9 protein-coding genes (1 of these 9 only partly in view) are annotated in these 11,398 nt (G+C 71.0%); 4 read left to right on the top strand and 5 right to left on the bottom strand.

The window, feature by feature from the left end; all coding sequences use genetic code 11:
* Positions 1 to 144: 144 nt before the first annotated feature.
* Positions 145 to 1,416 carry an efflux RND transporter periplasmic adaptor subunit gene (locus P9K36_RS09045; RefSeq protein ID WP_043756683.1) on the bottom strand — a complete coding sequence of 424 codons (1,272 nt, stop codon included), beginning with the start codon at positions 1,414 to 1,416 and terminating at the stop codon, positions 145 to 147.
* A 191-nt stretch (positions 1,417 to 1,607) separates the two neighbouring features.
* On the opposite strand from P9K36_RS09045, the gene P9K36_RS09040 reads away from it, so the two are divergent.
* The 3 genes from P9K36_RS09040 to purD all read left to right on the top strand — a co-directional run bounded on the left by P9K36_RS09040 (position 1,608) and on the right by purD (position 4,634).
* Complete coding sequence (locus P9K36_RS09040; protein ID WP_043756682.1) at positions 1,608 to 2,831, top strand: oxalate decarboxylase family bicupin; 1,224 nt, start codon at positions 1,608 to 1,610, stop codon at positions 2,829 to 2,831.
* 84 nt (positions 2,832 to 2,915) lie between these two features.
* Positions 2,916 to 3,263 carry a hypothetical protein gene (locus tag P9K36_RS09035; RefSeq protein ID WP_043756681.1) on the top strand — a complete coding sequence of 116 codons (348 nt, stop codon included), beginning with the start codon at positions 2,916 to 2,918 and terminating at the stop codon, positions 3,261 to 3,263.
* 96 nt (positions 3,264 to 3,359) lie between these two features.
* Complete coding sequence (purD, locus tag P9K36_RS09030) at positions 3,360 to 4,634, top strand: phosphoribosylamine--glycine ligase (RefSeq protein ID WP_043385979.1); 1,275 nt, start codon at positions 3,360 to 3,362, stop codon at positions 4,632 to 4,634.
* A 173-nt stretch (positions 4,635 to 4,807) separates the two neighbouring features.
* On the opposite strand, the gene ggt is transcribed toward purD, so the two are convergent.
* Both ggt and P9K36_RS09020 read right to left on the bottom strand, forming a co-directional pair.
* Entirely contained in the window at positions 4,808 to 6,577 is a 1,770-nt protein-coding gene (gene ggt, locus P9K36_RS09025) for a gamma-glutamyltransferase (protein ID WP_043756680.1), read from the bottom strand.
* 209 nt (positions 6,578 to 6,786) lie between these two features.
* Entirely contained in the window at positions 6,787 to 7,797 is a 1,011-nt protein-coding gene (locus tag P9K36_RS09020) for a 1-aminocyclopropane-1-carboxylate deaminase (protein WP_043385983.1), read from the bottom strand.
* A 254-nt stretch (positions 7,798 to 8,051) separates the two neighbouring features.
* Between P9K36_RS09020 and P9K36_RS09015 the strand changes: the two genes are divergently transcribed.
* Positions 8,052 to 8,516 carry an Lrp/AsnC ligand binding domain-containing protein gene (locus P9K36_RS09015; RefSeq protein WP_043385985.1) on the top strand — a complete coding sequence of 155 codons (465 nt, stop codon included), beginning with the start codon at positions 8,052 to 8,054 and terminating at the stop codon, positions 8,514 to 8,516.
* Between the two features lie 38 nt (positions 8,517 to 8,554).
* Here P9K36_RS09015 and P9K36_RS09010 read toward each other — a convergent pair whose 3' ends face one another.
* Together P9K36_RS09010 and P9K36_RS09005 are read right to left on the bottom strand one after the other, a co-directional pair.
* The gene (locus tag P9K36_RS09010; protein WP_043756679.1) at positions 8,555 to 9,898 is read right to left on the bottom strand and encodes a replication-associated recombination protein A; all 1,344 of its coding nucleotides are present in this window, start codon (positions 9,896 to 9,898) and stop codon (positions 8,555 to 8,557) included.
* Between the two features lie 99 nt (positions 9,899 to 9,997).
* A protein-coding gene (locus tag P9K36_RS09005; protein ID WP_043347519.1) for a Do family serine endopeptidase crosses the window boundary here: on the bottom strand, positions 9,998 to 11,398 show its 3' portion. Its footprint extends 57 nt past the window's final position; only the last 1,401 of its 1,458 coding nucleotides appear in the window; its start codon lies beyond the right edge, outside the window; the stop codon is at positions 9,998 to 10,000.

Here is an 11,398-nt window from a genome sequence, read left to right as displayed (position 1 = left end):
ACATGTCCCAAGGCTGGACAGGCCCGCCTGCAGGGGGGCCTGACGCCCGGCAGGCAGCAGCGGCAGGCAGCAGCGGCAGGCAGCAGCGGCAGGCAGCAGAGGCAGGCTACGGCGGCCGGATCGCCCTGGACCGCGTGCCGCCGTTCACGCCCCCGCCTTGTCCTCCGGACGCAGGACGACCCTGTCACCGTCGCGCAATGAGGCCGGCGGCCCCACGACGACGCGCTCGCCGCCGTTCAGGCCGTCGCGCAACTCCAGCAGCGTGCGCGTCTGGCGGAAGATCGTGACCGGGCGCATCCGCACCACGCCGGTCCCGTCCCCGGCCGGCTCGATCATCGCCACGCGGGTCCCGTGCTGGTCGAAGATCAGGGCCTCGTTCGGCACCGTCACGGCGGGCGAGGACCGGGGGATCTCCAAAGTGACGGTGATGTAGAGCCCGGCTCGCAACGTGCCGTCCGGATTGGGGAGGTCGACCTGGGTCGCCAGCGTCCGCGCGGTGGAGAGCAGGGTCGTCGACGAGCGCGAGACCTTGCCGGGGAAGACCCTGCCGGGGATCTGCGCCACCTCGACCCTGGCGTCGAGTCCGTCGCGGACGTCGTCGGCGGCGTAGAGCGGCACGTTCACCGCCATGCGCAGCACGTCGTCCCGCGCCAGGGTCAGGAGCGGCGCGCCCGTGTTCGTGTCCGCCGTCACCGCGTCGCCGACATCGTTGTTGCGGGTGGTCACCACCCCGTCGAAGGGCGCGCGGATCTCCTCGAAGCCGGTCAGGACCTTGAGCCGGGCGACCTGCGCCTCCTGCGCGGCGATGTTGGCCTCGGCCACCTTCACGGCCGCCTTGGCGGCGTCGACATTGGCGGTCTGCGCCAGCACCCCGGCCTGGGAGGTGTCGGCGTTCTGCCGGGTCTCGACCCCGGTGCCGGCGAGCGTCGCGGTCCGCCGGTTGGTCACGTCGGCGAGGTGACGGTTGGCCTCGGCCTGGTCGACCATCGCCCGTGCCTGAATCAGCGCCGCCTGGAGCTGAAGCGCCTGCGACTGCGCCTGGACCAGCTGCTGGTCGAGGTCGGGCGCGCTGATCCGGAACAGCAGGTCGCCCTTCTTCACGTGCGTGCCGATATCGACCTTGCGCTCGACGATGTAGCCGGTCGCCCGTGGATAGAGGCCGGCGGTATCGAAGGCTTGGGTGGTGCCCGTCTGGGTCAGGCTGAAGGTGTCGGAGGCCCGGGCGGCCCGGGCGACCCGCACAGCCGGTGGCTTTGCCGCGGCAGCCGGTTCCGAGCTCGCCGCCCGGGACTGTTCCGGCCAGTGGCGGTAGCCGAGGAGACCCGCGCCCGCCAGCGCGAGCAGGGCGATCCACAGGCGGCCGTGGGACGCGGCGCGGCCGGCCTCGCCCGCGGCTGAACTGTCCCGATCCGCCATCCTCGCCCTCGGGTCGCGCCCCGTGCACCGCTCGGGCGCTCGTCCCCCAATCGGGACGCGTCTGATCGTGCATTCAAGATATAGATCGCGCGCAGGCTCCGGGCGAGATGCCGCACTGCACGATGGTGCCCCGTTGCGGATCCTCCCGGCCGGCGTCCGGTTACCCTGCGACAGAGCAGGGACCGAGTGCGATGTCCGAGATTTCCAGGCGTGCCGTCATCGCCGTCGGCGGCGCGATGGTGGCGTCCTCCGCTGCGGCGCAATCCGCCGGGCCGGCCGCGCCCCTCCCCGAGCGCCGGGGCAAGGGCGCCGATATCCTGGGGCCGCAGAATAAGCCCCGGGCGGCCGAGGAGCCGTTCACCCTGGCGCCGCCCGGCACCGACCACGGCACGATGCCGAACCTGAAATGGTCGTTCAGCGACAGCCACATGCGACTGGAGGAGGGAGGCTGGGCGCGCCAGACCACGATCCGCGAGCTGCCGGTCTCGAAGGCCATGGCGGGGGTCAACATGCGGCTCAAGGCCGGCGCGGTCCGCGAGATGCACTGGCACAAGGAGGCCGAGTGGGCCTACATGATCAAGGGCAAGGCCCGGATCACCGCGGTCGACCAAGACGGCCGCACCTTCGCGGACGATGTCGGCGCGGGCGATCTCTGGTACTTCCCGGGCGGCATCCCGCACTCGATCCAAGGGCTCGCCGCCGACGGGATCGACGGCTGCGAGTTCCTGCTCGTGTTCGACGACGGCGGCTTCTCGGAGGATTCCACCTTCCTGCTGACCGACTGGCTGGCGCACACGCCCAAGGACGTGCTCGCGAAGAATTTCGGCCTGCCCGAGAGCGCCTTCGCCCGGATCCCCGAGAAGGAGCTCTACATCTTCCCCGGGCCGAAGCCCGGCCCGCTCACGGCCGACCGGATGGGCGGCTCGGGCCCGGTGCCGAAGTCGTTCAGCCACCGGATGCTGGCGCAGGAGCCGATCCGCACCCGGGGCGGCAGCGTGCGCATCACCGATTCCACGGTGTTCCCGGCCTCCGTGACGATCGCCGCAGCGCTGGTCGAGGTCGAGCCCGGGGGCCTGCGCGAGCTGCACTGGCACCCGAATGGCGACGAATGGCAGTACTACCTCTCGGGCAAGGGCCGGATGACCGTGTTCGGCTCGGAATCGAAGGCCCGGACCTTCGACTACCAGGCCGGCGATGTGGGCTATGTGCCCTTCGCCATGGGCCATTACATCGAGAATACCGGCGACACGACACTGACCTTCTTGGAGATCTTCAAGAGCCCGCGCTATGCCGATATCTCCCTGACCCAGTGGCTGGCTCTGACCCCGCATCCTCTGGTCCAGGCGCATACCGGGCTGGATGCCAAGCTGGTCGCGACCCTTCCGGAGACGAAATCCCCGGTCGTGCCGGGTTGACGCGGCCCGGAACCCGGACCGATCCTGGCGCGTCGAGTTCGAAAGACCACACGATACATCGCGATACGTTGCACGGAGGGACCCATGCGCCCCGCATCCCGCGCGCTCCTCGCCCTGGCGCTCGCCCTCCCGGCCGGCGCCGCCCAGGCCCAGGTGCAGCAGAACGACCCGAACGCCGCCAACGCCTCGTTCGCCCTGCAGGGTCAGATCCGGGCGCTCAACCAGCAGCGGGTCTCGGACTTCAATACGCTGAACCAGACGATCCAGCGCAACGTCCAATTCGAGTCCTTCGGACCCGTCCTGCCCTATCGCGGCATCCGGGGGGGAGTCCGGAGGGGAATCCATGGAGGCCGTCATCTCGGTCGCCACGGGGGTGGGCTGCGCGGTAGCGTCAACACGGGCGTCAACACGGGCGTCTGCATCGGCTGCTGAGCGGCCGGGATATCCGCGCAGAGCGGGGACAGCCCGAAAAAAACCTTTGCCCACCGGCAGGCTTCGCCCACAAGCTCGGTCCATGGTGGCGTGCGCATGAACATTCTCCTGATCGGCTCCGGCGGCCGTGAACACGCCCTGGCGTGGCGGCTGGCCCAGAGCCCCCTCTGCACGCGCCTGTTCACGGCGCCCGGCAATCCCGGCACGGCCCGCCATGGGACGAACCGGCCGGACCTGGCCGTCACGGACCACGCGGCGGTGGCGGCCTTCTGCACGGCGGAATCGATCGGCCTCGTGGTGGTCGGGCCGGAAGCTCCCCTGGTCGCCGGGCTGGTGGACGACCTGAAGGCTGCCGGGATCCGTGCCTTCGGGCCGACCCGCGACGCCGCCCGGCTCGAGGGATCGAAGGGGTTCACCAAGGACCTGTGCGCTGCCTGCGGCATCCCCACCGCCGCCTTCGCACGCTTTACCGAACTGGAGCCGGCGCTGGCTTATGTCCGGCAGCAGGGGGCCCCGATCGTCGTGAAGGCGGATGGCCTCGCCGCCGGCAAGGGCGTCACCGTGGCCGAGACCCTCGACCAGGCCGAGGACGCGCTGACCGCCCTGTTCGCCGAGCCCGGCGCCGAGGTGGTGGTCGAGGAGTGCCTGTTCGGCGAGGAGGCGAGCTTCTTCGCCCTGTGCGACGGCACGCGGGCCATCTCCCTCGGCACCGCCCAGGACCACAAGCGGGTCTTCGACGGCGACCGCGGTCCCAACACCGGCGGCATGGGCGCCTATTCCCCCGCCCGGGTGGTCACTCCGGAGATCGAGGCCCGGGTGATGGCCGAGATCATCGCGCCGACGCTCGCCGGCATGCGGGCGCGGGGCTGCCCGTTCACCGGCATCCTCTATGCCGGCCTGATGCTCACCGCCGACGGCCCCAAGCTGATCGAGTACAACACCCGTTTCGGCGACCCCGAGGCGCAGGTGCTGATGCCGCGCCTCGCCTCCGACCTCGTGCCGGCGCTGCTCTCGGCCTGCGAGGGCGACCTCTCCGGCGTAAGCCTGGAATTCGACGCCCAGCGGGCCGCCCTCACCGTGGTGATGGCGGCGGCGGGCTATCCGGGTGCCGTGGTCCGGGGATCGGTGATCCGGGGCGTCGATGGGGCCGAAGGCGACGGGGTTCACGTCTTTCAGGCCGGCACCCGGGCCGAGGGCGGGCAGCTCCTGGCCGATGGCGGCCGGGTCCTGGCGGTCACGGCGCTCGGCGACAGCGTCACGGACGCTCAAGGTCGCGCCTACGCGGCGGTGGCCCGGATCGACTGGCCGGAGGGTTTCTGCCGGCGCGACATCGGGTTCCGGGCGGTGGCACGGGAGGCCGGAGAGGGCTGAGCGGCAGGGTCCGCGGGCGCACGAGCCCGGGCCCTCCCCCTTTTCCGAGCGCACCGCAGGCGCGCCCCGCATCGGCCGGTAGATCCGCGCCTGCACCGTTGAGGGTGCTGGTGAGCGGGTTCCGCCGCGCGGTTGCGCCACGACGGGGTTGTTCCGATACAGCCGACCGCGCCCTATTCTCCAACCGCCGCGCCGGCGGGCCTCCGGTTGTCGTTGGCGCCGTAGAGCAGTCCCGGCCGCATCCCCTGCGTGCGCGAAGCGTCGTTGCCCGAGGACGTCGCCTCGGGGAGCGCGGGCGCCGCGGCGCGTACCGCGATCAGCTCCTGCGCCCCCCAGGGCTTCTGCTCGACGAGCGTGTGGCCCATGCTCCGCAGGATCGCTTGCGTGTCCGCCGAGAGCGCGAAGGGCTCGGCGTAGACCGTGTCGGGCAGCCACTGGTGGTGGATGCGCGGGGCGTCCACGGCCTCCTGCGGCGCCATGCCGAAATCCAGCATGTTGATCAGCGTCTGCGCGGTGATCGTGATGATCCGCGAGCCCCCCGGCGAGCCCGCCACCAGCGCGACCTTGCCGTCCCGCAGCACGATCGTGGGCGCCATGGAGGAGAGCGGGCGCTTGCCGGGCTCGATCGCGTTCTTCGTCCCCTGCACGAGGCCGAACAGGTTCGGCACCCCGGTCTTGACGGTGAAGTCGTCCATCTCGTCGTTGAGGAAGAACCCCGTATCGGCGGCGATCACCCCGGCGCCGAAATAGCCGTTGATCGTGTAGGTCAGCGCGGCCGCGTTGCCGGCCTTGTCCATCACCGAGATGTGGGTGGTCTCGGCCCGCTCCCGCGTCTCCAGGCCGGGATCCGGGCGGATCTCGGAGGACGGGGTCGCCCGGTCCGGGCGGATCGAGGCCCGGAGCGTCTCCGCATAGGCCGGCGACAGGAGCCGGTCGACCGGGTTCGCCACGAAGGCCGGATCGCCGAGCAGCAGGTTGCGGTCGGCATAGGCGCGCCGCATGGCCTCGACCATCAGGTGCACGCTTCGCGCGGAGTTGAACCCCGCCGCCCGCAGGTCGTAGCCGTCGAGGATGCCGAGGATCTCGCAGAGCGTGGTGCCGCCCGACGAGGGCGGCGGCGCCGACAGGACGGTGGCGCCCCGGTAGCGGCAGGTCAGCGGCTCGGATTGCGTTACCGTGTAGGCGGCGAAGTCGGCCGCCGTCAGCAGGCCGCCGCCCGCCCGTGAGGCCGCCTCGACGGCCTCGGGGATCGCACCCTTGTAGAACGCGTCCGAGCCGTGATCGGCGATGGCCTGGAGGGTCCGGGCGAGGTCGGCCTGGACAAGCCGGTCCCCGGGGCGCCAGGGGCTGCCGTCCGGGCGCAGGAAGATCCGGGCGACGTTGGCCTGGGCTGCGAACAGCGTGGTGCCGGATTCGAGGATGTCGGTGTCGCCCCGGGTCAGCACGAACCCATCCCGGGCGAGCGCGATCGCCGGCGCCATCACCCGGGTCAGCGGCAGGGTGCCGTATTCGGCCAGCGCGGTGTTGAGGCCGAGCACGGTCCCGGGCACGCCGGCCGCCTTCCAGCCGCGCAGGCTCGCGCCCTTCACCACGGTGCCGGTCGCGTCGAGGTACATGTCCCGGGTCGCGGCGGCCGGGGCGGTCTCGCGGAAATTGACGAAGCGGCTGCGCCCGTCGGCGGCGTGCAGCACCAGGAAGCCGCCGCCGCCGAGATTGCCGCAGCAGGGGTTCACCACCGCCTCGGCATAGGCCACCGCCACCGCGGCATCCACGGCGTTGCCGCCGGCCCGGAGGATGTCGGCGCCTACCTGCGAGGCGAGGCGCTGCGACGAGACCACCATCCCGTTCTCGGCCTCCACGGCCGGCCCCGAGGCGGCCCGCGCGGCGGGGCCGCCCAGGGCGAGCAGGGCGGCCAGGAGCAGCGCGCGTGCCGGTGCGATCATCCCTGCCCTCTCCGGTGCGGGTCCCGCGCCGCCATATAGGGGACTGCAGGCCAGAGTCGCGGCCTCCACCCTCCCCCTCATCCCGAGGCGCAGCGGAGGCCTCGAAGGAGCCTTCCAGAGGACGCTGCGATCCCTGGAGCCCTTCTTCGAGGCCCGCTGCGCGGTCACCTCAGGATGAGGCGATGGATGGGAGGCGCGTTCGCCCCGGCTCAGCCATTGCGGAACGTGTAGCTGTAGCCGTTCAGCGCCGGGGCGCCGCCGAGATGGGCGTAGAGCACCTTCGAGCCCTTCGGGAAGAATCCCTTCTTCACGAGGTCGATCATGCCCTGCATCGACTTCCCCTCGTAGACCGGGTCGGTGATCATCCCCTCGAGCCGGGCCGAGAGCCGGATCGCTTCCACGGTCTCCTGCGAGGGCACGCCGTAGACCGGGTAGGCGTAGTCCTCGTTGAGCACCACGTCGTCGGCGACGATGTCGCCCGCGCCGACCAGGGCGGCGGTGTTCTGCGCGATGTCGAGGACCTGGGCCTTGGTCTGGGCCGGGGTGCAGGAGGCGTCGATGCCGATGACGTTGCGGGCGCGCCCGTCGGCGGAGAAGCCCACCAGCATGCCGGCATGGGTCGAGCCCGTGACCGTGCAGACCACCACGTAGTCGAAGCGCAGGCCCATCTCGGCCTCCTGCTTGCGCACCTCCTCGGCGAAGCCGACATAGCCGAGCCCGCCGTATTTGTGCACCGAGGCGCCGGCCGGGATCGCGTAGGGCTTGCCGCCTTCGGCCTCGACCTCGGCGAGCGCCCGCTTCCAGCTGTCGCGGATGCCGATGTCGAATCCGTCATCCACGAGCTGCGTCTGCGCGCCCATGATCCGCGACAGGAGGATGTTGCCGACCCGGTCGTAGACGGCGTCCTCGTGGGGCACCCAGGCCTCCTGGATCAGCCGGCACTTCATGCCGATCTTGGCGGCGACCGCCGCGACCATGCGGGTGTGGTTCGACTGCACGCCGCCGATCGACACCAGCGTGTCGGCGCCGCTCTTGATCGCGTCCGGGACGATGTATTCGAGCTTGCGCAGCTTGTTGCCGCCATAGGCGAGGCCGGAATTGCAATCCTCGCGCTTGGCGAAGATCTCAACCTCGCCGCCGAGATGAGCCGTCAGGCGCTTGAGCGGCTCGATCGGCGTCGGGCCGAAGGTCAGGGGATAGCGCTCGAACTGTGCCAGCATCGGGTCTCTCCAGATCTCGGGACGCGCCCGGGGGCAGGAGCGGTCTCCGTCCGGCCCGGATGCATCGAGGCGAGGCCCCGAGAACGACCGGGCCGTGAGGTCCCGGCTCCTATCTTCGAGGCGCAGGGAAAATTACCCGATTTGCAATGAAAGGTGCTCTCGATCTTTGGGCGTCGAAGGCCGGTCTCTTGCGTTGCCAAGCCAAACTCACGCAGGAAAGTCCGGTTTTCCAGTCGAACATGAAAGAATCGTCCATGTCCGAAGGGCTCGACCGGATCGACCAGAAGATCCTGCGCCTGCTCCAGGCGGACGGTCGGATGGCCAATGCCGAGATCGCCGAGCGGGTCGGCACCAGCGCGGCCACCTGCCACCGCCGGATCCAGCGCCTGTTCGCGGACGGGTTCGTGCGGGCGGTCCGGGCGCTGATCGATCCGATGCGGGTCGGACGCGGTACCCTGGTCTTCGTCGGCGTCGTGCTCGACCGCTCGACCCCCGAGAGCTTTTCCGAATTCGAGGCTGCCGTGCGGGCGATTCCCGTGCTCCTCGACTGCCATCTCGTGGCCGGCGACTTCGACTACATGCTGAAGATCCGGGTCTCCGACATGGCCGACTTCAACCGCCTCCACAGCGCCACGCTGATCGGCCTGCCGGGGGTGCGCCAGACCCGGACCTTCTTCGTGATGAAGGAGGTGATCGACAACGCGCCCCTCGACCTATGACGCTGTCTTCGCTGCGCTCGCGATGACGTCGGACGCCTCTACGCCTCCCCGCGCCGTTGCTTGCGCAGAGCCTCCCACCGGTCGAGGCGCTCGGCGAGGCGGGTCTCGTAGCCGCGCTCGGTGGGCTCGTAGAGGTGCTGGCGCCCCAGCGCGTCGGGCCAGTAATCCTGTCCCGAGAAGGCATCGGGCTCGTCGTGGTCGTAGCGGTAGCCCTCGCCGTAGCCGATCCGCTTCATCAGCTTGGTCGGCGCGTTGAGGATGGTCCGCGGCGGCGGCAGGGAGCCCGCCTCCTTGGCGAGCCGGGTCGCGGCCTTGTAGGCGGTGTAGACCGCGTTCGATTTCGGCGCGCAGGCGAGGTAGATCGCCGCCTGGGCGAGCGCCAGCTCCCCCTCCGGACTGCCGAGGAAGTCGAAGGCGTCCTTGGCGGCGTTGGCCACCACCAGGGCCTGCGGGTCGGCGAGCCCGATATCCTCCACCGCCATGCGCACCAGCCGGCGGGCGATGAACAGCCGGTCCTCCCCGGCATCGAGCATCCGGCAGAGATAATAGAGCGCCGCGTCCGGATCCGAGCCGCGCACGGTCTTATGCAGGGCCGAGATCAGGTTGTAGTGGCCCTCCTGCGCCTTGTCGTAGATCGGCGCCCGCCGCTGCACGATGGCCTGCAGGGCCTCCGCGTCGAGAGTCTCCCCCGGTTGCGCCGAGCGCCACACCTCCTCCGCCAGGGTCAGGGCCGCCCGCCCGTCGCCGTCGGCCATGCGGACCAGCACGTCGCGCGCCTCCTCGGTGAGCGGCAGGGCTCGGCCCGTCAGCGCCTCGGCCCGCACCAGCAGCCGCGCGATGGCGCCCGGATCGAGGGCCCGGAACAGCAGCACCCGGGCCCGGGACAGGAGCGCGGCGTTCAGCTCGAACGAGGGGTTCTCCGTCGTCGCCCCCACCAGCGTGACGGTGCCGTCCTCCATGACCGGCAGGAAGGCGTCGAGCTGCGCCCGGTTGAAGCGGTGGATCTCGTCGACGAACAGCAGGGTCGCCTGTCCGGTCGCCCGGCGCTTGCGCGCGGCCTCGAACACCTTGCGCAGGTCGGGCACGCCCGAGAAGATCGCCGAGATCTGCTCGAAATGCAGGTCCGTGCCCTGCGCCAGCAGCCGCGCCACGGTGGTCTTGCCGGTGCCGGGCGGTCCCCAGAAGATCAGCGAGCCGAGGCTGCGCCCGCGCAGCAGGCGCGTGAGCGCCCCGCCCTCCCCGGTCAGGTGCTCCTGGCCGACGACCTCGGCAAGGCTCTGCGGCCGCAGGCGGTCTGCGAGGGGGCGGCCCGCCTCGGTGCCGGAGGCGCGGCCGGAATCCGGCGCGGAGGGCGGCTCCGCGGAAGCGAACAGGTCGGACATCTGCGCATCAACACCGGGCGCGACCGGCGGCGCAAGCGGCGCGCCCGACCTTGCCCACGCTTGCCCACGGTCGCGAGCCGGTGCCGGGCTCGCCCGGGATCAGCCGCCGAACACCGAGGTCAGGACCTCGCCGTTGCGGTTGATCGCCACTTCCCAGGAATTGAGGCTGTTGCGGGTGACCCGGTCGAGATCCTTGGTGGTCGCCATCGGCACGCCGTTGACCGCTACGATCACGTCCCCCTTCTGCAGCCCCACCCGGGCGGCGATGGAGTTCTCGTCCACGGCCTGCACGGCCACACCGTCGGCGGGGAAATCGACCTGCATCTCCTCGGCCACCGCAGGCGAGGTGTTCACGAGCGTCGCGCCCAGGAACGGCGAGCGGGTCTTCACCTTGAGCATGTCCCGCGGCCGCGTCTCCGGCGCCGGAGCGAGCTTGACCGCCACCGTCTGGCGGGTCGTGCCGCGCAGGATCCCGAACCGGGCGTTGCCCTGGATGCCCTTGAGGGCGAAGCGGTAGCCGAAGGCCTCCGGGTCGGCCACTTCCTGGCCGTCGACGGTGAGGATCAGGTCGCCGCGCTTCAGGCCCGCCTCCTCGGCGGGGCTCTTGGCCTGCAGGCTCGCCACCAGCACGCCGGTCGGGTGGTCGAGGCCCATGCTGTCGGCGATGTCGGGGGTCACGCTCTGGATGCGCGCGCCGAGCCAGGGCCGGCGCACGATGCCCGCGCCGTCGCGGGCGGCATCGACCACGGCCTTGACCATGCCCACGGGAATCGCGAAGCCGATGCCGTGGCTTCCGCCCGACTGCGAGTAGATCGCGGTGTTGATGCCCACGAGCTGGCCGCGCAGATCGACCAGCGCCCCGCCCGAATTGCCCGGGTTGATCGCCGCGTCGGTCTGGATGAAATACTGGTAGTCCGCCGAGCCGACCTGCGTGCGCGCCAGCGCCGAGACGATGCCCTGCGTCACCGTCTGGCCGACGCCGAACGGGTTGCCGATCGCCATCACGAAGTCGCCGACCTCGAGGGCGTCGGCGTCGCCGAACGGCATCGGCACGAGGCCCTTCGGCGGTTCCTTGATCTTGAGCACCGCGAGATCGGTGCGGGTGTCGCGCATCACGATCGTGGCCTCGAACTCGCGCCGGTCCGCCAGGGCGATCCGAACCTCGTTCATGTTGTCGATGACGTGGTTGTTGGTGATCACGAGCCCGTCGGCATCGACCAGCACCCCCGAGCCCAGGGACCGCTGCGCCCGGTCGCCCCGGGGCCCGCGGCCGCCCTCCGGCTCGCCGAAGAAGCGGCGCATGAACTCCTCCATGGCGCTGGTGCGCGCGCTGGAGCGCTTGTCCACGTGGGACGCGTAGACGTTCACCACCGAGGGCGCGGCCCGCTTCACCACGGGGGCGAAGGAGAGCTGCACGTCGGCCTTGCTGAGGGGAACGACCTTCGCCGTGCCGTCTTTCGCAGGCTCCCGGGTCTCCGTACGCGCCATCTGCGCCGCGGC

Source organism: Methylobacterium sp. 391_Methyba4 (assembly GCF_029691625.1).
Classification (GTDB): domain Bacteria; phylum Pseudomonadota; class Alphaproteobacteria; order Rhizobiales; family Beijerinckiaceae; genus Methylobacterium; species Methylobacterium fujisawaense.
This window is presented reverse-complemented; position numbering and strand designations above follow the sequence as displayed.